Below are 21,931 nucleotides of genomic sequence, written 5' to 3' on the forward strand. Positions count from 1 at the left end.
TCCGCCCGGCCGCAGCACGCGCGCCGTCTCGGCCAGGTACCGCCGCACGGCCGGCATGCGCATGTGGGTGAAGACCGAGGTCGCGAAGGCTAGGTCGACGGACTCGTCAGGCGCCGGAAAGACCGCATCTCGTTCGGCGACCCGGCCTCTGGCGTTGTATTCGCCGTTCCAGACGTCGAGATGCTGAAAGCGCATGTGCGGTTCGCCCGCGAATTGGCGCCGGCAGGCCTCGATCCCGCGCCGCGAAATGTCGAAGCCGACGTAACCGCCACCGTCCCGCAGGAAAGGTGCAAGCTGGGCGGCCACGCGGCCGTTGCCACAGCCGATGTCGAGCACCTGGTCGTTGGATCGAAGGCCGGCATGGTCCCGCAGGTTGCGCAGCAGCATCGCGCCGATCGCCTGAAAGTCCCCATTGCCGACATTGTGCACGAAGGACCAGGGCTCTGCGCGGCGCGCGGGATCGGAAATACGCGCACGCAGGCTCTTCAGATCGACGATGGCGCCGGCCACGGCTCGACGCGCGCCGGACGGCGCCATACCGGCGAACAGGCGCAGGATACGCGGGGCCATTGACTAGCCGGCGCGGCCCCGGAAGCGCCACATCACCGGGCGGACCACCGCGGCGCCGACCACGACCGGCGACAGGAGCCAGGCGATCAACTGCTGGGTGACGCCGACGGCGCGTTTGCGGAAATAGCGGGCCAGGCCCACGCCCTTGTGGAACTCGACCCGCAACGGGCTGGTCAGGCTGGTGTGGCCCAGGTGGATCACCTCGGCCTTGGGATGGAACAGCACCCGGCCGCCCATCTGGCGCACCCGCCAGCAGAGGTCGACGTCCTCGACATGCAGGAAGTACTTCTCGTCGAAGCCCTGCAGGCAGTCGAAGTCCTCGCGGCGCATGCAGAAGCAGGCGCCGGAGATGGTCGGCACGGCGGCCACTTGCTCCGGCGCCGGTTCGTTCTCCCAATGCACCTCGTAACGCCGCCAGGCCGGGACCTTCTCGGCCAGCCGGCTGAGCGACAGGATCGCCGCCATCAGCGTGATGTCGCCGCGCCGCGCGCCGCGCTGCTCGGTGAGGTCGGAATTGAGCACCCGGCCGCCAACGATGCAGGGGACCGGCCGGCCCTCGATCTCGCGCACCAGCTCGGCGATGCAGCGCGGCTGCAGGAAGGCGTCGGGATTGAGGAACACCAGGATGTCGCCACAGGCCTTACGCGCACCCAGGTTGGCGCCGCGGGCGAAGCCGATGTTGCCGTGGCCGCTCAGCAACACCACGCGGGAATCGCGCTCCGCCAGCGCCCGCAGGCCCGCCGCGTCGGCTCCGGACGAGCCGTTGTCGACGATCACGAACTCGTCGATCAGCGGGTCCCTCAGCACCCGGTCGACGCTCTCGTCGAGCGCGGTCCCGGTCATGTAGACGACCATGACCACCGAGACGGCGCGCCGTCCGTCGAGGAAATCCGGAGTAGGCGCGGACTCGACGGCGACGATCGGTGCGGCGATGCCGTTCATCCAGCCTCCCCAGTCACCCGCTCGTGGGCGCCGACCGTGCGCGGAGGCCGCGATTCAGCGCCTCCAGAGTCTCGCGCAACATCCGGCGGACTCGCCTGTAAGGCAAGTAGGTTCGCGGCTGCCGAGAGCTCCAGTACCTCCTGCCCGTCGGAACCCAGCCGCCGCAGCGCAACCTGCCCAAGCTCAGCCTCGCGCCGGCCCACAACCGCCAGCACCGGGACCTTGGCCAGGCTGTGCTCGCGGACCTTGTAGTTGATCTTCTCGTTGCGAAGATCCGTCTCCACCCGCAGCCCCCTTGCCCTGAGCGCCGCGGCAACCTTGCCGGCGTACTCGTCCGCGTCGGAGGTGATCGTGGCGACAACAACCTGAACGGGAGATAACCAAAGCGGGAATGCGCCGGCGAAGTTTTCGATCATCACCCCTAGGAAGCGCTCCACCGAGCCGCAGATCGCGCGGTGCAGCATCACCGGCCGCTGCTTGGACCCGTCCTCGGCGACGTATTCGGCGTCCAGGCGTTCGGGCAGCACATAGTCGAGCTGCAGCGTCCCGCACTGCCACGTCCGCCCGATGGCGTCGCGCAGGTGGAACTCCAGCTTCGGCCCGTAGAAGGCTCCCTCGCCCGGCAGCATCTCCACCTGGCAGCCGGCCGCGATCGCCGCCCGCTCCAGCTTCTTCTCGGCGATGTCCCAGACCTCGTCCGTGCCGAAGCGCAGGTCCGGACGCAGGGCCAGCTTCACGGAATCCAGTTCCAGTCCGCAGTCCCGGTAGACGCTCTCCAGCAGATGGACGAACTTCGTCGACTCTTCCTCGATCTGGTCCTCGCGGCAGAAGATGTGCGCGTCGTCCTGCGTGAAGGCGCGCAGCCGGAAGATGCCGTGCAAGGCGCCCGACGGCTCGTACCTGTGGCAGGCCCCGAACTCGGCCATCCGGAGCGGCAGGTCGCGATAGCTCTTCTGGCCGTAGTTGAAAATCTGCACGTGGCCCGGACAGTTCATCGGCTTCACGGCCAGGACCTCGCCCTCGGTCGTCTCGCAGGTGAACATCGCCTGGCCGAACTTCTGCCAGTGCCCCGAACGCTCCCACATCGCGCGGTCCATCAGCTGGGGCGCCTTGACCTCGACGTAGCCGTCGGCGTCGAGCCGCCGGCGCATGTAGGCCTCGATCGTGCGGTAGAGCGTCCAGCCCTTGGGGTGCCAGAAGATCATCCCCTTCGCCTCTTCCTGCAGGTGGAAGAGGTCCATGGCCCGGCCGATCTTGCGGTGGTCGCGCTTCTCGGCCTCCTCGATCCGGTGGAGGTAGGCCTCGAGGTCCGCCTCGGACGCCCAGGCCGTACCGTAGATGCGCTGCAGCTGGGCGTTGCGGTGGTCGCCGCGCCAGTAGGCGCCGGCCAGCTTCGTCAGCCTGAAGGCCTTGCCGACGAACTTCGTGGACGGGAAATGCGGCCCGCGGCAGAGGTCCTTCCAGTTTCCCTGCCGATAGACGCTGACGTTCTCGCCCGCCGGGATGCTTTCGATGATCTCGGCCTTGTAGGTCTCGCCGATCGACTGGAAGTGCTTCACCGCCTCGTCGCGTTTCCAGACCTCGCGCGTGATCGGCTCGTCGCGGTCGACGATCTCCTTCATGCGCTGTTCGATCTTGGCCAGGTCGTCGAGGCTGAACGGCTCATCGCGGGCGAAGTCGTAGTAGAAGCCGTCGTCGATCGAGGGGCCGATGGTCACCTGCGTGCCGGGGAACAGCTCCTGCACCGCCTGCGCCATGACATGGCTGGCGTCATGGCGCAGCGTCTCCAGCGCTTCCAGGCTGTCGCGGGACAGGATCTCGAACTTGCCGCCGTGCGGCAGCGGCCGCTCGACGTCCAGGAGCTCGCCGTCGAGCTTGACCAGCGCCGCCCGCTTGGCGAGCGACGGTGCGATCGAAGCTGCAACTTGCTTACCCGTCACGCCGTCGTCGAACTGGCGTTTCGAGCCGTCGGGGAAAATCAGGTCGATCATGTTTCACACGTCCACTTCCGCGCCCGGGCTTCAGCCCGTTTGCGCGGGGGCGGGACCGGATCGAAACCCGAACCGCCGCCCCAAGGATGACAACGACACAGCCTGCGACCGGCGAGCCAGGCGCCTCGCCACGGGCCGTGGCCGATCAGGGCGTCTGCGGCGTATTCCGAGCAGGTCGGAAGGAACCGGCATTGCCGCCCGATCAGCGGCGAAAGCGTCAGCTTGTAGGCGCGGAGCGCGCCTCTGACGCAGCGTTCGTAGAGAGTCATGCCGGCTACGGAGATCCCGAGGGAGGGCCCAGCGATTACGCTGCGCCTAGCGGTGGATCAAGCCGCGCCGGCGGGGCTAGTTCGTGTCGTCGCCGTGCGCACAGCCTCGGTCACCGCCTCGAACGCGAGCAGCGTCGAGGCGTGGCGGGCCGGATAGTCCTTCACAGGCGCGAGCATGGCCAGGTCCGAAAAGCGTCCGTCGGGCGCGGGTGCGCCGTCCTTCAACATAGCACGGAACTGCCTGACCGCCACTTCCAGCTCCGGCAGGCTGGCGCCGACCACGTGCGAGCCCAGCACCGAGGCGGCCGCCTGGCCGAGCGCGCAGGCCTTCACCTCCTGGGCGAAATCGGCCACCCGGTCGCCCTCGACGACCACGTCCACCACCACGCGGCTGCCGCACAGCTTGGCGATCTTCTCGACGCTGGCGTCGGGCGCGGCGAGGCGCCCGAGCCGCGGCAGGTTCGCCGCCAGCCTCAGCAGTTTCGCCGAATAGAGATCGTCGATCATGCGCTCTAGATCGGGGTGCGCGCAGGCGGTGTCAAATGCGAGTCCGCCCGAAGCTCCGGCGGCGACGGCTTAGGGAACCGCCGCGCCTCGATCCCGGAGGCGATCGCGACGCGGCGGCCCGAGGTGGCGCCTACGACTTCAGGAACGCCAGCAGGTCGGCGTTGAGCTGGTCGCGGTGCGTGGCGAAGAGGCCGTGGGGCGCGCCGGGATAGACCTTCAGGGTGGCCCCTTCCACGATCTTCGCGGTCTTCAGCGCCGCGTCGGCGATCGGCACGATCTGGTCGTCGTCGCCGTGCACGATGAGGGTGGGCACGTTGACCTTCTTCAGGTCCTCGTGGAAGTCGCTCTCCGAGAACTCGTGGATGCAGTCGTAGGCCGCCTTCAGGCCCACCTGCATGCTCTCCAGCCAGAAGGCGTCGCGCACGCCCTGGCTTACCTTCGAACCCGGCCGGTTGGCGCCGAAGAACGGGGCGCTGAGGTCCTTGTAGAACTGCGACCGGTCGGCGGTCAGGCCCGCGCGGAGCCCGTCGAAGGCTTCCATCGGCGTGCCTTCGGGGTTGGCGTCGGTCTTCAGCATCAGCGGCGGAATGGCGCTGATCAGCACCAGCCTGGCGACCCGGCCCGTACCGTGCCGGCCGATATAGCGGGTGACCTCGCCGCCGCCCGTGGAGTGCCCGACCAGGGTCACGTCGTTCAGGTCCAGCTGCTCGATCAGCGCCGCCAGGTCGTCGGCGTAGGTGTCCATGTTGTTGCCGTTCCAAGGCTGTCCGGACCGGCCATGGCCGCGGCGGTCGTGGGCGATTGTGCGATAGCCGCGCGAGCCCAGGAACATCAGCTGGTCGTCCCAGGCGTCGGCGTCGAGCGGCCAGCCGTGCGAGAAGACCACCGCCGGCCCAGCGCCCCAGTCCTTGTAGTAGATCTGGGTTCCGTCATTCGCCGTGATGTACGACGAACGCGCCGGACGTGCGGAGGGCTTCGGCGCGCTGGCGGGCGCCGTCACGTCGATGTTGGTCATCTGGTCGTCCTTTCGGCTGCTGGATCGCCTCAGCCGGGGCTGAGGAAAGCTTCGCCGCCCCACCCGTCACCCGCGCGTAGGATTGCGCCCGCCAACATCGCGACTGGAGTCAAAAGGCCGTGACTCCGGTGAAGGCTCGCGTCGCGCGCCGGGACCTAGATTTCAGGCCTCAATCCGGCCCTCAGAGCGGCCCGCGCCAGGGCGTCGCGCTCGCCCGCGGTGAGGCCCGCCAGAGAGTCCTGCGTCGCCGCAGGCCCGCTCGGAAGCACCTGCCCGTCGCGCATCAAAAGCACCCGGTCGGCCAGGCGGGCGATCTCGCCGGCGTCGTGGCTGATGTAGAGCGCCGGGATCGCCAGGGTCCGGTGCAACCGCTCGAGGTAGGGCAGGATCTCGGCCTTGCTGCCGGCGTCGAGGCTGGAGAGCGGCTCGTCCATCAGCAGCAGCCGCGGCTGGGACAGCAGCGCCCGGCCCAGCGCCACCCGCTGCCGCTCGCCGCCCGAGAGGTTGGCCGTGGAGCGCGCCAACAGCGGCCCGAGGCCCAGCAGGTCCACCGTGTCGTCGAGGCCGACCTCCGCCTTCGCCGAGGTGCGCCTCGCGCCATAGAGCAGGTTGCCGCGCACCGAGAGGTGGCTGAGCAGGCTCGTCTCCTGGAACACCACGCCAACTGGGCGGCGGTGCGGCGCGAGGAACCGCCGCTCGTCCTGCCAGACCTCGCCCGCGACGGTCAGGCGCCCGTCGAGCCGCGCCAGGCCCGCGATGCAGCGCAGAAGCGTGGTCTTGCCCGATCCGGAGGGGCCGCTGAGCGCGGTGATCCCCTTGGCCGGCAGGGTAAACGCCGCGTCCAGCCGGAACACGCCCAGCCGGCCGGCGAACTGGCCTTCGACGGCGTCGCTCAAGGCAGGCCCCGATCCCAGCGGCGATCGATCAGCAGCATGGCCAGCAGCGCCGCGAACGAGAACGCCACCACGCCGGCGGCCAGCCGGTGGGCCTCGCCGTACTGCAGGGATTCCACCAGCTGATAGATGCGCACCGAGATCACCTCGGTCTTGCCCGGGATGCCGCCGCCGATCATCAGGACCACCCCGAACTCGCCGATGGTGTGGGCGAACACCAGGATGGCGGCGGTCACGAAGCCGCGGCGGGCGAGCGGAAGGGCCACGGTGAAAAAGGCGTCGAACGGGGCGGCGCGCAGCGTCGCCGCCACCTCCATCGGCCGCGGGCCCATGGCTTCGAAGGCCGCGCGGATCGGCTGCACGGCGAACGGCAGGGAATAGACCATTGAGCCGATCACCAGCCCCTGGAAGGTGAAGGCCAGGGTGCGGACGCCGAACGGATGCAGCAGGCCCATCAGCGGGCTCTGCGGCGCGATCGCGATCAGCAGGTAGAAGCCCAGAACCGAGGGCGGCAGGATGATCGGCAGCGTCGTGACGGCGGCCACGATCTCCTTCCACCAGGTCCTGCGCCGCGCCAGCCACCAGGCGATCGGCGTGGCGAGGACCAGCAGCAGGACGGTCGTCAGGCCCGCCAGCTTCAGCGTCGTCCAGACGACCTCACTCACGTCCTATCGCGCCTCGTAGCCGTATTTCCTGATGATCGCGACCGCGGCCGGGCTCTTCAGGAAGGTCAGGAAGGCCTTGGCGGCCGGGTTGTTCTCGCCGGTGTGTAGGAGGATGGCTTGCTGATCGATGGGCGCGTGGTCGGCGGCCGGGACCAGCCAGCTCGAGCCGCCGGCCACGTTGATCACCTGCGAATAGGCCACGAAGCCCAGCTCCGCCGCGCCGGTGTCGACGAACTGGTAGGCCTGGGTGATCGAACTCCCCGTGACGATCTTCGGTTTGATGGCGTTGTAGACGCCGAGCTTCTGCATCGTCTGCACGGCGGCCAGGCCGTAGGGCGCAGCGGCGGGATCGGCGATGGAGAGCTTGTTGAACCTGCCGCTGGACAGCACCGCGCCGCCGCCGTCCACCAGTCCCGGCGTCTTCGAATAGAGCACCAGCCGCCCGACCGCGTAGGTGAAGCGCGTGCCGGCCACGCCCAGTCCGTCCCGCTCGGCCTGTTTCGGCCGGTCGGCGTCGGCCGAGAGGAACGCCTCGTAGGGCGCGCCATGGGCCATCTGGGCGTAGAACTGCCCCGACGAGCCGAAGCTCAACACAGCGGTGTGGCCGGTCGCGGCCCTGAACGCAGCGGCGATGGCCTTGGCGGGCTCGGTGAAGTTGGCGGCCACGGCGACCTGCGTCTCCGCCGCCCGCGCTGCGCCGGATCCCAACGCCAGCACCGCACCGAACAGCGCCAGGCCCAACAGCTGAAGTCGCCGACCGATCATCACCGTTATGTAGCCCAACTGCACAACGCTACGCCAGAGGTCTGCAGCCGTCGCCGGATCGGCTATGCTGGCGCGAACGGCGAAGATTTCGGGGGCGAACGATGACCAAGGGGCCGGGCGACCGCAGGGCCTTCCTGCAGCTGGCGGCCGGCGCGGCCATGGGCGCCGCCCTGCCGCCGGGCGTCGCCAGGGCGCTCGCCCTGCCCGCCAACCGGGTCACCGGCACAATCAGGGACGTCGAGCACGTGGTGATCCTGATGCAGGAGAACCGTAGCTTCGACCACTACTTCGGGACGCTGCGCGGCGTGCGCGGCTATGGCGATCCCAGGCCGATCACCCTGCCGAGCGGCGAGCCCGTCTGGAACCAGCCCGGCAAGGGCGGCGCCGGCACGGTCAGCCCGTTCCACTTCGACACCGCCGCCACCCGCGCCGAGACCATCTTCAGCCTCGACCACAGCTGGAAGGGGACCCACGAACGCTGGAAGCACCACGACGCCTGGATCCCGGCCAAGGGCCCCCTGACCATGGGCTACTTCACCCGGGCGGACCTGCCGTTCCATTACGCGCTGGCCGACGCCTTCACGGTCTGCGACGCCTACTTCTGCTCGATCTTCGCCCAGACCAACCCGAACCGGCTGTTCCTGTTCAGCGGCACCAGCGGGCTGGCGGTCGGCGACGACAGCAAGATCGTGGTCGCCAATCCGCCGGAGGAGACCAACGAGACCGCCGATCCGGCGAACGACTCCAAGACCTTCAAGGGCCTCACCTGGCCGACCTACGCCGAGCGGCTACAGGCGGCGGGCGTCTCCTGGCGGGTCTACCAGGAGTATGACAACTTCGGCGACAACGGCCTGGCCTACTTCGCCAACTTCCGCGGGCTTGAGCCGGGCTCCGCGCTGCACGACCGCGGCCGGACCTGGGCGCCCGGCGCCGACGCGGCCAACGCCAAGACCTCCGACGGCGAGCATCTGGTCGCCCAGTTCGCCGCCGACGTGGCCGCCGACCGCCTGCCGCAGATCTCCTGGATCGTGCCCTCCACCCGGCTCTGCGAACATCCGGCGGCCAGCCCTTCGGACGGCGCCTGGCTGACGGCCCGCCTGATCGCGGCGCTGAGCGCCAACCCGAAGGTCTGGGCCAAGACCGTCTTCATCCTGAACTACGACGAGAACGACGGCTTCTTCGACCACGTGCCGCCGCCGATCCCGCCGGTCGGAACCGCCTTGGGCAAGAGCACGGTGAAGACCGACGGCGAGGCTTATCACGGCGAGCCGGTGGGCCTGGGTCCCCGCGTGCCGATGATCGTCGTGTCGCCCTGGACCAAGGGCGGCTTCGTCAACTCCCAGGTCTTCGACCACACCTCGGTGATCCGCTTCCTGGAGGCCCGCTTCGGCGTGATGGAGCCGCACATCAGCCCCTGGCGCCGCGCGGTCTGCGGCGACCTAACCAGCGTCTTCGATTTCGAGACGCCCAACCGCCAGATCCATGCCCTGCCCGACGCGTCAGCCCTGCCGGCGCGCGCCGAGAAGGCGAAGGCGCTGCCGTTCCCCCTGCCGCCCGCCGCCGCCCAGCCCCATCCGCGCCAGGAACCCGGCCAGCGACCCGCGCGGGCGTTGCCTTACGACTTCCAGCTCGTGACGCATCCACGTGGCGCAGGCCTCGAGCTGACTGTCGCCAATCCGGGCGAAGCCGGCCTCGTCCTGAACCTCTATCAGGCAGGTGGCGGGGAGCCGCGGTTCTATACGCTCGGCAAGGCGGGATATCTGACCGACGTCATACCGCTTGATCCCGGCCCATACGCCTTCGCGATCCATGGGCCGAACGGCTTCCTCCGCGGATTCCGCGGCGAGATGGGGGCCGCGCTGCGTCCGGAGGCCAATGGCTGGTTTCTGCCGAACCGCGGCACTCTGCGGATCGCCCTGCACAACGAAGGCTCGACGCCCCTGACCTTGGTGGTCACGCCGTCCGCCTACCTCAACGCGACTCCACGACGGCATCGACTGGCGCCGGGCGCGATCGTGATGGACGACTGGGACCTGAAGGCCAGCCACAACTGGTACGACCTACTGGTCACCTGCGCCGAGGCCCCCAGCTTCCAGCGGCGGCTCGGCGGCCACGGCGAGGACGGCAAGCCCAGTTTGAGTGACCCGTTGCTGGGCCGCGAAGCCTGACATCGCCTCTCCCTCTCGACTTCGCCGGGGGAGAGGATGCCGCGCCCTACGTCACCACACGTGCACCCGCTTTTCCGGCGGCAGGTAGAGCTTGTCGCCGGGCTTGACGTCGAAGGCCGGGTACCAGGCGTCGACGTTGCGGACGATGCCGTTCACCCGGTACTCGGCCGGGCTGTGGGGGTTGGTCAGCAACTGCTGGCGCAGCGCCCCTTCGCGCACCTTGTCCTGCCAGGACTGGGCGTAGGCGATGAAGAACCGCTGGTCGCCAGTCAGGCCGTCGATCACCGCCGGCTCGCCGTGCTTGGCCACATAGCGGCGCCAGGCGGCGTAGGCAGCCTCGATGCCGCCCAGGTCGCCAAGGTTCTCGCCCATGGTCAGCTTGCCGTTGATGTGCACGCCGGGCACGGGCTCATAGGCGTCGAACTGCGCGCCCAGCGCCCCGGTCCGCGCGCCGAACGCCTTGGCCGCGTCGGCGGTCCACCAGTCGCGCACCTTTCCGGTTTCGTCGAAGTGTCGTCCCTCGTCGTCGAAGCCGTGCCCCATCTCGTGGCCGATCACCGCGCCCTCGCCGCCATAGTTGGCGGCCGGGTCGGCGTTGGGGTCGAAGTATGGTGGCTGCAGGATCGCGGCCGGGAAGGTGATCTGGTTGGTCTGCGGGTTGTAGTAGGCGTTGACCTCTTGCGGGACCATCTCCCACAAGCCACGGTCCACCAGGTGCGGATAGCGCGACAACTGCAGCTTCCACTGGAACTGCTCGGTGCGGACGGCGTCGCCCAGCAGGTCGCCCCGGTCGATCTTCAAGCTGGAATAGTCGATGTATTTCCTGGGATGGCCGAGCCGGGGATCGAACGTGCCGAGCTTGACGATCGCGGCCTTGCGGGTCGCCGCATCCATCCATTCGGCCTTGGCGAAGCGCTCGGCGTAGGCGGCGGTGAGGTTTGAGATCAACTCGGCCGTCTGGCGCTCGGCCTCCGGCGGGAAGTGCTCGGCGACATAGATCCGGCCGACCTCTTCGCCGAGGCTGCGGTTGACCAGCTGCACCCCACGCTTCCACCGCTCCCGTTGCTGCGGCACGTCGCGCAGGGTGTGGGAGAAGAACTCGAAGTTGGCCTGGTCGAACGCGTGCGGCAGGTAGTTCGCGTGGCTGCGGACGAAGTGGTAGGCGAGGTAGTCCTTCCACACCGCGACCGGCGTCTGGGCGAACAGCAGGCCGGCGTCCTTGACCTCCGAAGGCTCGGCCACCAGCAGGATCTTCGGCGCGCCGAGGCCCGCATGCGCCAGCATGGCGGCCCACGGGAACTGCGGCGCCAGCGCCGTCAGCTTCGCCACGCTCATCGGATTGTTGATCTGCTCGATGTCCCGGGTCCGCTCCGGCGTCCAGTGCGCCTTGGCGATCCTGGTCTCCAGCGCGATGATCGCATCGGCCTTGGCCGCGGCGTTTGGAATGCCGGCCAGGGTCTGGATCTTGATCACATAGTCGCGGTAGGCCTTGCGGAAGCCGTCGTACTTGACCCCCTCGCGCAGGTAATAGTCGCGGTTCGGCATGCCCAGGCCGCCCTGGCCCAGTTGCGCCTGATAGTGGGTCGGGTCGGCCAGGGCCGGGCCGATGTCGAGGTCCACCGGCGAGGTGTAGCCGGTCTCGGCAAACAGCTTGGCGACCTCGGGCCTGGTCTTCGCCGCCGCGATCTTGGCCAGGTAGGGCTTCAGCGGCGCCGTGCCGCGGGCCTCAATGCCCTTCTCGTCCATCCAGGCGGCGTAGAGGTCGCCGACCTGTTTGCCGCCGGGCCCGGCCTTTTCCGGGTCCTTTGCGAGGCTCTCGACGATGTCGCGGACCTGCTGCTCGGCCTCGTCGGCGAGGATCACGTCGACGCCGGCGCTGGTGCGGTCGGGCGCGATGTGAGTGCGCCTGTCCCAGCCGCCGTTGACGTATTTGAAGAAATCGTCGCCCGGCTTCACCGAGGGATCCATGGCGGTGGCGTCATAGCCCCAGGTCCCGAATTTCGCCTTGCCGTCCCCGGCCGCCACGGCCGTCTGCGACAGGCCGGTGATCGCCGCAACCGCCGCGCCCGCCAGCACCCATTTCCTGAAGCTCAAGTGACACCCCTCCAAATGACAGGAGGGCGACACTACACGGCGGCCCGGCGGAGGCAACGCGCCCGACGGCCGCCTCCGGATCAGCTCTGCCGCGCCTGCCAGATCGCCTCGGCGCGGGCTTTCAAGGCCTCGTCCATCTCGGCGAAGCCGCGGTAGATGGCGCGGCCCATGCGCTTGCCGATCGAAGGCCCCATCAGGCCGGCGAACAGCTCGCCGTTGGAGACGATGCAGCTCGCCTCCGCCAGGCTCTCGATCTCGAAGAACCGGGTGGTCTTCACCAGGCCGCCCATCAGGCTGAGCCGCCAGTGCAGCTGCTCATTGGGCACCCACTCCAGCACCGTGGGCTTGATCTCCTGCGGCTGCTGGCCGGGCAGCGCCAGGGTCAGCTCCAGGGTCCCGCCGATGCGGATCTGCCCCGCGGCCTTCGGATAAAGCGTGTTCCACTGCTCCCAGGAGGCCAGGTCGGAAATCACCTCCCAGATCACCTCGGCCGGCGCCTGGATGCCGATCCGGTGCTCGATCCTCAGGCCAGGCGGCGGCTTGGGCGGCGGTGCGCCAGTGGCCGTGGTCTTCGGCTGCTTGGGCGCGCCACCGCGGCCGAACAGGCCGGACTTCAGCGGCGGAGGCGGCGGGATCGGCATCAGGCCTGCTCCCCAGTCTTGAGTGTTGGGATCCGCCAGGTGGCGCCGGCGGGTCCATCCATGACCTCGACGTTCAACGCGGTGAGCTCGGCGCGGATGCGGTCGGCCTCGCTCCAGTCCTTGGCCGCGCGGGCGGTGTCGCGGGCGGCGATCAGGGCGTCGATCTGCGCCTTCAGGCCTTCGTCGGCCCCGCCCTGGAACCAGACCTGCGGATCGGCCTGCAGGAAGCCCAGCACCTCAGCCAGCGCCATCAGGTCCTGCTTGAGGGCGCCCGCGGCCGGCTGGTCCCGGCGCACGGCCGCGTCGAGGTCGTTGGCGAGCCGCTTCAGCTCGGCCATGGCCGAGGGCGTGTTGAGGTCGTCCATCAGCGGGGCGAGCTGCTCGTCCGCCAGGGCCGCGCTGCCGCCGGCCGCCACGTGCCGCGCGCGGCCGAGCACGCCGTAGAGGTGGTCCAGCGAATTGCGCGCCTGGGCGAGCGCGTCGTCGGTCCAGGCCAGCGGCTGGCGGTAGTGGGCGGCGAGCAGCGCCCAGCGGATCACCTCCCCCGGCTGCTGCTTGAGGAGGTCGTGGGCCAGGGTGACGTTGCCCAGGCTCTTCGACATCTTCTCGTCGCCCATGTTCAGGAAGCCGTTGTGCAGCCAGTAGTGGGCGTAGCCGCCGTGGTGATGGCCGTCGCACATGCCCTGGGCGAGTTCGTTCTCGTGGTGCGGGAAGACCAGGTCGATGCCGCCGCCGTGGATATCGATGGGCAGGCCGAGCTCCTGCTCGATCATCGCCGAGCACTCGATGTGCCAGCCGGGGCGGCCGGGGCCCCAGGGGCTGTCCCACACCGGCTCGCCGGGCTTCGACGGCTTCCAGAGCACGAAGTCGGCGGGGTGGCGCTTATAGGGGGCGACCTCGACCCGCGCGCCGGCGATCATCTCGTCCAGCGGCCGGCCCGACAGCTTGCCGTAGTCGCTGAACGCCTGGGTGTCGAACAGCACATGGCCCTCCGCCGCATAGGCCGCGTTGTTGCGCACCAGGCGGCCGATCATCTCGATGATGGCGTCCATCGTCTGGGTGGCCCTGGGCTGCACGGTCGGCAACAGCGCCCCCAGCGCCTGGGCGTCGGCGTTGTAGGCGGCGAGGTAGCGGTCGGTGATCTCGCCGATCGGCACGCCTTGCTCGGCGGCCTTGGCGTTGATCTTGTCGTCCACGTCGGTGACGTTGGCGGCATAGCGCACCGCCTGCTCGCCATAGAGCCGGCGCAGCACGCGGAACAGCACGTCGAACACCACCACCGGGCGGAAATTGCCGATATGGCTGTAGTTGTAGACCGTCGGCCCGCAGACATACATCGTCACCCGCCGGGGGTCCTGCGGGACGAAGGGCCGCTTCTTGCGGGCCATGGTGTCGTAGAGGGTGAGCGACATCGGTCTCTTATCTGACGCAGCGTGACGGTTGCCCGGAAGCGGGTTCGGCCCATATACAGATCGTAAGATAGGGAAGCCACGGGAACTCCAAGGAACCCTTGGGCGGGGATCCCCATCAAACGAAGGGTGGCCACGCGTCATTTCCGGGACCTTCGTCCCGGCGCAACTCAGCCCCGGAAAGAACCTCTTTGCCATGGACGCCATACGCGACCGAACCCTGGTCGGAAAAGCCGACCTTGATCTTGAAGCCGTGAAGCGCCCGAGCCGCGAGGAGGCGATGGAGGCGGTGCGCACCCTGATCGCCTGGGCCGGCGACGACCCGCGCCGCGAAGGGGTGGTCGACACCCCCAGGCGGGTGGTCGACGCCTACGCCGAGTGGTTCGAGGGCTACGACGCCGACCCGGCCAAGGAACTCTCGCGCACCTTCGAGGACGTGCAGGGCTACGACGACATCGTCATGCTGCGCGAGATCGAGGTGGAGAGTCACTGCGAGCACCACATGGCGCCGTTCCTGGGCAAGGCCTACGTGGCCTACATGCCCACCAACCGCGTGGTCGGCATTTCCAAGATCGCCCGCGTGGTGGAGATCTTCGCCAAGCGTCTCCAGACCCAGGAGACCATGACCCAGCAGATCGCCGACGCCATCACCGACAGCCTGCGCCCGGCCGGCGTCGCGGTGCTGATCGACGCCAACCACCAGTGCATGTCGACCCGCGGCGTCCACCACCGCCACGTCTCGACCATCACCACCCAGTTCACCGGCGTCTTCAAGACCGACCCGATGCTGCGCCAGCGCTTCCTGGACTTCGCGAACCGGAAGTAGGCGGCGTTCCTCCTCTCACCCGGCGTGGCCGAGAGGGAGAGGAGAAGCCGGTGTCGTCAGCGGATTGGTCGCCTCGCCTTCGCCCGGCGCCTGGGGCGGGTGGACAAGAGTCACCAGCACGAAGCTCAGCAGGATCAGCAGATACCAGGCGCCCAGCTTGCCGATCGGCGCCATGGCCCAGCTGTTCGACCGGCTGCGCGCCGCCCAGGGCCGCACCGCCAGGTCCATCGCGACGACCTGGGCCTTGATTCGGTCCTTGAGACTCATCGATGAGAGGCTAGCGCGGCCGTGGCGTGAGGCGCCACCAGGCGCATCCGTCCCATCTCAGTCACCCCACGGAACTCCCCGCCCCCACGGCCGGTTGTCGGCCTGGGAGGCTAGCCGAATTCCAACACCAGGGAGACCGCCATGAGAGTAGGCGAATGCATGACGCGCGACGTGCGGCTCGCAGGTCCGGACCAGACGATCGGGGAAGCCGCGATGATCATGGCGGAGATCGACGCCGGCGCCTTGCCGGTGGGCGACGGCGACCGACTGGTGGGCATGCTCACCGACCGAGACATCGCCGTGCGGGCCGTGGCCCAGGGAATGGGCCCCGACACCCGAGTCCGCGACGTCATGAGCTCGGACATCAAATACTGCTTCAATGACGACGACGTCGATGAGGTCATCGACAACATGGGCGACATCAAGGTCCGCCGCCTCGTCGTGCTCGATCGCGACAAGCGGATGGTCGGCATCATCTCCCTGGGCGACCTGGCGAAGGACGGCCCGACGGCGCAGACCGGCGCAGCCCTCAACCAGATCTGCCGGCCCGGCGGCGACCACTCCCAGGCCGCGCACTAGAGGCGGGCTGCACGCCCCACCGTCACCGGCCCCCGGCGCCGCGGACTAGCGCGGCGCCGGGGAGCGGCGCCATATGGGGCGCATGACCGCGACCTTCCCCACCGCGCCGGACACGCACGCGCTTGAACACGGCGCGACGCTGGCGCCCCGCTTCGACGCAGCCGGCCTGATCGCCGCCGTCGCCACCCACGCCGACACCGGCGAAGTCTTGATGTTCGCCTGGATGAACGCCGAGGCGCTGGCCGCGACCCTGGACACCGGGGAGGCCCACTACTTCAGCCGATCGCGGAACGAGCTCTGGCATAAGGGCGCGACCAGCGGCCAGATCCAGCAGGTCGTCGAGGCGCGGATCGACTGCGACCAGGACGCCGTCTGGCTGAAGGTCAGGCCGCGGGGCGACGGCGGCGCCTGCCACACCGGCGCCCGGTCGTGCTTCTACCGCGCCATCGAGGACGGCAAGCTGGTGGACCGGCCGTGACAATCTTCCAGGCGCTCGCGGCCTATGCGGTCGCCGCGGGCCTGCTCACGCTGACCCCGGGCCTCGACACCGCGCTGATCCTGCGCACCGCCGCGGTCGAAGGCCCCAGACGCGCGGGCCTGGCGGCGGTGGGGATCGTCACCGGCTGCCTGGTCTGGGGCGCCGCGGTGGCGTTGGGTCTGGGCGCCCTGCTGGCCGCCTCCAGCCTCGCCTTCACGGTGCTGAAGTGGGCCGGGGCGGCCTATCTCGTCTGGCTGGGCCTGAACCTGATCCTGAGGCCCCGCGACCGGTTCGAGCTTGCGGGCGGCGCGCCGGCGGCCGGCGGCGACCTCGCCTGGATGCGGCGGGGTTTCCTCACCAACCTCCTGAACCCCAAGGTCGGCGTCTTCTACATCTCCTTCCTGCCGCAGTTCCTGCCGGCCGGCGTCGCCCCCGCCCCCTTCATCTTCCTGCTGGCGGCGATCCATGCGGCGCTGGGGCTGGCCTGGTCGGCCTGCCTGATCGGGGCCACGCGGCCGATCGCCGGCGCGCTGAAGCGGGCGAGCGTGGTACGTTGGCTCGACCGCCTGACCGGCGGCGTCTTCCTGGGCTTCGGCGTACGCCTGGCGCTGGAACGGCGCTAGATCGCCTTCAACGCCGACACCCCCGCAGGCCCAGGCGCCGCGCGATAGCTCGCGATCGGCCTGGTCGTGAAGGCCCTGTCCTTGACGGTGGAGACGGCCATCAGCTGCGCGGTCGCCTCGCTGTGCGTCAGGGTCAGCAGCACGAAGCCCTTGGCGGTCTGTTGGTTGTAGAGGACCTCGCGGTTGTGCTTGGCGAAGGCCTCGCCCAGCGGGACCCCGGCGATCGACTCGCCCGGCCCCGGGCTGCTGATCGCGGTCGTACCGAACTCCACCGCCACCCGTTTGCCGCCGATCTCGGCGTTGTAGAGTTCGTTGGCCCAGAAGGCGTGGCTGTCGCCAGAGAGCACGATGGCGTTGGCGCGGGCCTTCTCGATCAGGCCATAGACCCGCTGTCGGTCGGCCGGATAGCCGTCCCACATGTCCGTGCCCCAGGGCAGGCCGAGCGCCGCGTTGGCTTCGATGCGGGCCAGCCGGTTGGCGCCGGCGCGCGGCAGTTCGGCCTTCGCCGCCGTGTAGGCCGCCTCGGTCATGTACTTGTGGATCGGCGGGGTCGCGAGCCGGGCCATCACCACCTCGTTGCCCAGCACCTGCCAGCGGCGTCCCTCCTTCACGGAGTCGGCCATCGCCTTTTCCAGCCAGGCCTCCTGGCCCGCCGACATCATCTTGCGGGAGGGGTCGGCCAGGCGCTTCTTGAAAGCCGCCACGTCCGCCGCGGTCGGCTCCTTGGGCAGGTCCTTGTCGTAAGTAAGCTGTTGGTCGCGGGCGGTCAGCCGGGTCTCCAGCATGAACAGGCTGGCCACATCGCCGAAGTCGAAGCTGCGGTTGATCGAGAACCCGCCGCCTGCCGGTTCGCGGATCGGCATCCATTCGTAATAGGCCTTGATCGCGGCGGCCTTGCGGACGTTCCAGTCGCCCTCGGTGGCCGGCTGGTGGTTCTCCGCCCCGCCCATCCAGGAGTCGTTGGCGGTCTCGTGATCGTCCCAGACCACGATCCAGGGCGCGCGGGCGTGGGCGGCCTGCAGTTGGGGGTCGCCCTTGTACTGCGCGTGGCGGCGGCGGTAGTCGGCAAGGCTGAGGCATTCGTGCGCCGGGTCGTGCGGCCGCTCGGAGGCCACCGCCGAATCCATGCCGTAGGAGCCGGGCCCGCCGTACTCGTAGATGTAGTCGCCCAGGTGAACCACCGCGTCGACCCGCGGCAGGGCGGCGATCGCGCCATAGGCGTTGAAGTAGCCGTTCGGGTAGAGCGCGCAGGTGCAGACCGCCAGCACCGCGTCTTTGGTCGGCCCGTCGGCCAAGGTGCGCGTACGCCCGAGCGGCGACTTCGCCCCGCCGGCCTCGAACTGGAAGGTGTAGGCCCGGCCGGGATCGAGACCGCTGACGTCCACCTTGACCGTGTAGTCGCGGTCGGCGCCGGTCATGCCCTCGCCACGCTTGCCGCCGCCCCGTCGGTCCACCGGATCGAGGCTCCAGCGGTAGGCGACGTCGCCTGCACCCTGCGGCGTGATGCGGGTCCACAGGATCACCCGGTCCTGCAGCGGATCGCCGGAGGCCACGCCGTGGTGGAAAGCCGCGCCGTCCTTCGCCGCGGCCCCGGTCGCCGGCGCCGCCGCGCCGAGACCCAGCAGGGCCAACAGCCTTCGTCTGTCGATTCGCATATGTCGCCCCCCCAAGTCGCGCGCCTGCCCTCGCGCCTGTTCCCGCGCCTATCTATTTGAGGCAAAGAATACCACAGGAGTATGACCCCCCGTGTCCAGCGAAGCCCTGCACGTCCCCCGCGAAAAGCTGCGCCGCGAGACGTTGAACCTGCACTACGCCATCACCTCGCTGCAGGAGGAGTTCGACGCGGTCGACTGGTACCGCCAGCGCGCCGACGACTGCGACGATCCGAGCCTCAAGGCGATCCTGCTGCACAACGCCAAGGAGGAGCTGGAGCATGCGTCGATGATCCTGGAGTGGATTCGCCGCAACGACCCCGAGGTGAACGAGCAGCTGAAGGAATACCTGTTCAGCGAGGGCTCGATCGTGGGCCACGAGGAAACCGCCAGCGAGAAGCATGGCCTCTGAGGCCGATCCAGTCGTCGATGAGGAGGACGCTTTCGGCGTCCGCATCGTGGCCGTGGGGCCCGAGGACGGCGGCGGCCGCGTCGACAAACTCCTGTCGACCCTGTTGCCGGAGATGTCGCGGGGCCGGGTCCAGGCGCTGATCGCCCAAGGCCGGGTCAGCCGCGACGGCGCCCCGGTGGCGGACGCCTCGGCCAAGGCGCTGCCCGGCGACTACCGCCTGGAGATCCCGCCGCCGGAGGCCGCCGAGCCCGCGCCCGAGGCGATCCCGCTCAAGGTGCTGTTCGAGGACTCTTATCTGATCGTGGTCGACAAGCCCGCCGGCATGGCCGTCCATCCGGCGCCCGGCAGCGAGAGCGGCACCCTGGTCAACGCCCTGCTGCACCACGCCGGCGCGAGCCTCTCGGGGATCGGCGGGGTGGCGCGTCCGGGCATCGTGCACCGCATCGACAAGGACACCTCCGGCATCGTCGTCGCGGCCAAGACCGACGCCGCGCACCAGGGCCTCTCGACGCTGTTCGCCGCCCATGACATCGACCGCGTCTACATCGCCCTCACCCGCGGCGCGCCCCGGGCCGCGCGGGGGACCCTCGTGGGCGCCATCGGACGCTCCTCCAGCGACCGCAAGAAGATGGCGCTGGTGAAGTCCGGCGGGCGCCACGCGGTGACCCACTACGCCGTGGAGCGGGTGTTCGGCCCGGCCGAAAAGCCGCTGGCGGCCCGCGTCGCCTGCACCCTGGAGACTGGCCGCACCCACCAGATCCGCGTCCACCTCGCGTCCGCCGGCGCGCCCTGCCTGGGCGACCGGACCTACGGCTCCGGCCCGCCGGCGGAGAAGGTGCGCCAGGCGATCGCGGCGGCCGGGCTGACCCGCCAGGCGCTGCACGCCGCGGTGCTCGGCTTCCGCCACCCGGTCACCGGCGAGACCCTGCGCTTCGAGAGCCCGTTGCCGCCCGACATGGCGACGCTGCAAGGGTTGCTGGAGACCCTCTAGCATTTCACCGGCGCGCGCCCGCCTTCGCCGGGTAATGCCAAGGCAACAATGTCGCCCTCATTTGGCCGGCGTGGGCGGCGATCAGATCGCTTGAGCCTTTCGGGGGAAACCGGCGAGCCCAGCGGCCGCCAGCGGATGGACGGCGCGTGATCTTCAAGAGCCCGCAACCTCAAAGGCGCGCCGGCCTGGCCGCGACCCTGTGCGCCGGCGCCGGCCTCGCCGTGCTGGCGAGCGCGCCCGCTGCATGGGCCGCGCCCGCGCCCGCCGCATCCACGGCCAAGGCCGGGACCGTATCCGAACTGGTGGTCACCGGCGAACGACCCCCGGAGCCGGGCGCGGTGGTCGGCGACATCCGGCCCGACCTGCAGCTCGCGCCGGAAGACGTCGCGTCCTACGGCGTCAGCACCATCACCGACCTGCTCGACGAACTGGCCCCCGAGATCGGCAGCAACAGCGGCCGCGGCGGCGAAGGTCCGGCGATCCTGCTCAACGGTCGCCGCATCTCCGGCTTCAACGAGATCCGCAACCTGCCCACCGAGGCGATCCTGCGCGTCGACATCCTGCCGGAGGAGGCCGCGCTGAAGTATGGCTTCTCGGCCAACCAGCGGGTCGTGAACATCGTCCTGAAGCCGAACTTCGGCTCCGAGCTGCTCGACGTGGCGGGCGGGGGCGCCACCGCCGGCGGCGGAGCGAGCGGCCAGGCGGAGGCGGGCGTCACGCGCATCGCCGGCGACCGCCGCCTCAACCTCGACCTGAAGTACACGCCGCAGGCCTCCCTGACCGAGGCGCAGCGCAACGTGGCCCCGCTCGTCGCCGGCCCGGCCGTGGACCTCGCCGGCAATCCGGTCGACGTGGGGCGCTTCCGGACCCTGGTCCCCGAGAGCCAGAAGGTGTCCGCCAACGCCGTCTTCACCCAGCCGATCTTCGCCGACATCAGCGCGACCGTGAACGCCACCTTCGAGGCGACCTCCAGCGATGCCTTGCGCGGCCTGCCCACGGTCAGCCTGCAGGTTCCGTCGGCCCCCGAGGTCGACCGCCTGGCGACGAACTTCGGCCCGCTGAACCAGGATGCCGAGACCTGGACCAGCCATCTGGGCGTCAGCCTGAACCGTGACCTCTCCACCTGGCGCCTGGCCCTGACCGGCAACTACGACCACGCCGACAACCGCAACTCCAACGACGTCGGCGTCGACGCCGCCGCCCTGCAGGCCGCGCTGGCGGCGGGGTCGATCGTGGTCAATCCGACCGGGCCCATCCCGGCGAACCTGCTGGCGCTCCGCGCCCAGGACACCGGCCACTCGAAGTCCGACACCGGCAACGTCCAGTTCATCGCCTCGGGACCGCTGTTCAGCCTTCCCGCCGGCCAGGTGCGGAGCAGTTTCCGGGTCGGGGCGTCCGGCAGCGCCTTCTCCTCCGAATCCCAGCGGTTCGGGACCGTGCAGTCGGCCGACTTCTCCCGCAGCGGCGGCAACGCCCAGGCGAGCTTCGACCTGCCCCTGACCAGCCGGCGGGCCAAGGTGCTGGGCTTCCTGGGCGACATCAACGTCAACACCCACGCCGCCGTGGAGCAGGCCTCCGACTTCGGGACCCTGACCACCTTCGGCTACGGCGTGCATTGGACACCGGTCACCGGCCTGAGCATCCTGGCCTCGCACCTGCACGACGAGGCCGCGCCGACCCAGCAGCAGCTCGGCGCCCCGCTGCTGCTGACCCCGGGCTCGCGGATCTTCGACTTCGTCACCGGCCAGACGGTGGACGTCGTCCAGGTCTCCGGCGGCAACCCGGCCCTGGTGCGCGACGGCCGAGACCGGACCTCGATCCGGGTGACCTGGCAGCCGTTCGCCGACAAGCAGCTGATCTTCCGCGCCGACTACAACCAGATCCACGTCAAGAACCCGATCGCCACCTTTCCCGCCGCCAGCGCCGACGTCGAGGCCGCCTTCCCCGACCGTTTCGTCCGCGACGCCGAGGGCGAGCTCACCGAGGTCGACTACCGCCCGGTCAATTTCGCCAGCCAGGACACCAACTCGCTGAAGTGGGGGTTCGACTATTCGCGCCCGATCGGACCGGCCCGCGCCCAGCCACAGCGCGGCGGGCCCCTTGGCCAGTTTCGGCGGGCCCTGCCGCCGGGCGCCGCGCGTCCCCCCGGACGGCCGGACGGCGCTCCAGTCGGC

At 69.7% G+C, this 21,931-nt stretch carries 22 protein-coding genes; 8 read left to right on the forward strand and 14 right to left on the reverse strand.

Annotation, left to right across the window (positions count from 1 at the left end; genetic code table 11):
• From JWP28_RS02425 to modA, 9 genes are all read right to left on the reverse strand, one after another.
• Positions 1-510, reverse strand: a 510-nt coding sequence (locus tag JWP28_RS02425) for a class I SAM-dependent methyltransferase (RefSeq protein WP_299539590.1), incomplete at its 3' end; no start/stop codon positions are given.
• Between the two features lie 63 nt (positions 511-573).
• Positions 574-1,512, reverse strand: coding sequence for a glycosyltransferase family 2 protein (locus JWP28_RS02430; protein WP_299539592.1), 939 nt, complete (start codon positions 1,510-1,512; stop codon positions 574-576).
• The gene (thrS, locus tag JWP28_RS02435) at positions 1,509-3,503 is read right to left on the reverse strand and encodes a threonine--tRNA ligase (RefSeq protein WP_299539594.1); all 1,995 of its coding nucleotides are present in this window, start codon (positions 3,501-3,503) and stop codon (positions 1,509-1,511) included. Before thrS ends, JWP28_RS02430 begins: the two co-directional genes overlap by 4 nt.
• Positions 3,500-3,772 carry a membrane protein insertion efficiency factor YidD gene (gene yidD, locus JWP28_RS02440; protein ID WP_299539596.1) on the reverse strand — a complete coding sequence of 91 codons (273 nt, stop codon included), beginning with the start codon at positions 3,770-3,772 and terminating at the stop codon, positions 3,500-3,502. Before yidD ends, thrS begins: the two co-directional genes overlap by 4 nt.
• A 57-nt stretch (positions 3,773-3,829) precedes the next feature.
• Entirely contained in the window at positions 3,830-4,279 is a 450-nt protein-coding gene (locus JWP28_RS02445) for an iron-sulfur cluster assembly scaffold protein (RefSeq protein ID WP_299539598.1), read from the reverse strand.
• Between the two features lie 130 nt (positions 4,280-4,409).
• A complete protein-coding gene (locus tag JWP28_RS02450) occupies positions 4,410-5,294 on the reverse strand; it encodes an alpha/beta hydrolase (protein ID WP_299539601.1) in 885 nt (294 codons plus the stop codon).
• 155 nt (positions 5,295-5,449) lie between these two features.
• On the reverse strand, positions 5,450-6,190 hold the full coding sequence (gene modC / locus JWP28_RS02455; protein WP_299539603.1) for a molybdenum ABC transporter ATP-binding protein: 741 nt from the start codon (positions 6,188-6,190) through the stop codon (positions 5,450-5,452).
• Positions 6,187-6,852 (reverse strand): molybdate ABC transporter permease subunit, encoded by a 666-nt coding sequence (gene modB / locus JWP28_RS02460; protein ID WP_299539605.1) that lies wholly within the window; start codon positions 6,850-6,852, stop codon positions 6,187-6,189. The genes modC and modB overlap by 4 nt, the downstream gene beginning before the upstream one ends.
• Positions 6,853-6,855: 3 nt before the next feature.
• Positions 6,856-7,617 (reverse strand): molybdate ABC transporter substrate-binding protein, encoded by a 762-nt coding sequence (modA, locus tag JWP28_RS02465; protein WP_299539636.1) that lies wholly within the window; start codon positions 7,615-7,617, stop codon positions 6,856-6,858.
• Between the two features lie 101 nt (positions 7,618-7,718).
• Here modA and JWP28_RS02470 point away from each other — a divergent pair, with 101 nt between their 5' ends.
• Positions 7,719-9,785, forward strand: coding sequence for a phosphocholine-specific phospholipase C (locus tag JWP28_RS02470; protein WP_299539607.1), 2,067 nt, complete (start codon positions 7,719-7,721; stop codon positions 9,783-9,785).
• 51 nt (positions 9,786-9,836) lie between these two features.
• Here JWP28_RS02470 and JWP28_RS02475 read toward each other — a convergent pair whose 3' ends face one another.
• The 3 genes from JWP28_RS02475 to cysS form a co-directional block, all read right to left on the reverse strand.
• Positions 9,837-11,879, reverse strand: a complete 2,043-nt coding sequence (locus tag JWP28_RS02475; protein ID WP_299539609.1) for a M13 family metallopeptidase — start codon at positions 11,877-11,879, stop codon at positions 9,837-9,839.
• A gap of 80 nt (positions 11,880-11,959) precedes the next feature.
• Positions 11,960-12,520: an SRPBCC domain-containing protein gene (locus tag JWP28_RS02480; protein WP_299539611.1), complete on the reverse strand. Its 561-nt coding sequence runs from the start codon at positions 12,518-12,520 to the stop codon at positions 11,960-11,962.
• Positions 12,520-13,932: a cysteine--tRNA ligase gene (gene cysS / locus JWP28_RS02485; RefSeq protein WP_299539614.1), complete on the reverse strand. Its 1,413-nt coding sequence runs from the start codon at positions 13,930-13,932 to the stop codon at positions 12,520-12,522. Before cysS ends, JWP28_RS02480 begins: the two co-directional genes overlap by 1 nt.
• A gap of 193 nt (positions 13,933-14,125) precedes the next feature.
• Here cysS and folE point away from each other — a divergent pair, with 193 nt between their 5' ends.
• On the forward strand, positions 14,126-14,755 hold the full coding sequence (gene folE, locus JWP28_RS02490; RefSeq protein ID WP_299539616.1) for a GTP cyclohydrolase I FolE: 630 nt from the start codon (positions 14,126-14,128) through the stop codon (positions 14,753-14,755).
• Between the two features lie 15 nt (positions 14,756-14,770).
• On the opposite strand, the gene JWP28_RS02495 is transcribed toward folE, so the two are convergent.
• On the reverse strand, positions 14,771-15,022 hold the full coding sequence (locus tag JWP28_RS02495) for a hypothetical protein (protein ID WP_299539618.1): 252 nt from the start codon (positions 15,020-15,022) through the stop codon (positions 14,771-14,773).
• A 141-nt stretch (positions 15,023-15,163) separates the two neighbouring features.
• On the opposite strand from JWP28_RS02495, the gene JWP28_RS02500 reads away from it, so the two are divergent.
• The 3 genes from JWP28_RS02500 (at position 15,164) to JWP28_RS02510 (ending at position 16,702) form a co-directional block, all read left to right on the forward strand.
• A complete protein-coding gene (locus JWP28_RS02500) occupies positions 15,164-15,601 on the forward strand; it encodes a CBS domain-containing protein (protein ID WP_299539620.1) in 438 nt (145 codons plus the stop codon).
• Between the two features lie 82 nt (positions 15,602-15,683).
• Positions 15,684-16,079 carry a phosphoribosyl-AMP cyclohydrolase gene (hisI, locus tag JWP28_RS02505; RefSeq protein WP_299539639.1) on the forward strand — a complete coding sequence of 132 codons (396 nt, stop codon included), beginning with the start codon at positions 15,684-15,686 and terminating at the stop codon, positions 16,077-16,079.
• The gene (locus JWP28_RS02510; protein WP_299539623.1) at positions 16,076-16,702 is read left to right on the forward strand and encodes a LysE family translocator; all 627 of its coding nucleotides are present in this window, start codon (positions 16,076-16,078) and stop codon (positions 16,700-16,702) included. The genes hisI and JWP28_RS02510 overlap by 4 nt, the downstream gene beginning before the upstream one ends.
• Here the strand turns inward: JWP28_RS02510 and JWP28_RS02515 are convergent.
• Complete coding sequence (locus tag JWP28_RS02515; RefSeq protein WP_299539626.1) at positions 16,699-18,357, reverse strand: alkaline phosphatase D family protein; 1,659 nt, start codon at positions 18,355-18,357, stop codon at positions 16,699-16,701. The genes JWP28_RS02510 and JWP28_RS02515 overlap by 4 nt on opposite strands.
• Positions 18,358-18,448: 91 nt before the next feature.
• On the opposite strand from JWP28_RS02515, the gene JWP28_RS02520 reads away from it, so the two are divergent.
• From JWP28_RS02520 to JWP28_RS02530, 3 genes are all read left to right on the forward strand, one after another.
• Positions 18,449-18,766, forward strand: a complete 318-nt coding sequence (locus JWP28_RS02520) for a ferritin family protein (protein WP_299539628.1) — start codon at positions 18,449-18,451, stop codon at positions 18,764-18,766.
• A complete protein-coding gene (locus JWP28_RS02525) occupies positions 18,756-19,757 on the forward strand; it encodes an RluA family pseudouridine synthase (protein WP_299539631.1) in 1,002 nt (333 codons plus the stop codon). Before JWP28_RS02520 ends, JWP28_RS02525 begins: the two co-directional genes overlap by 11 nt.
• 146 nt (positions 19,758-19,903) lie before the next feature.
• Positions 19,904-21,931 (forward strand): hypothetical protein (locus JWP28_RS02530; protein ID WP_299539634.1); only part of this gene is annotated, 2,028 nt, incomplete at its 3' end.

Origin of the sequence: Phenylobacterium sp., assembly GCF_028290885.1 — a bacterium.
Taxonomy (GTDB): Bacteria; Pseudomonadota; Alphaproteobacteria; order Caulobacterales; family Caulobacteraceae; genus Phenylobacterium.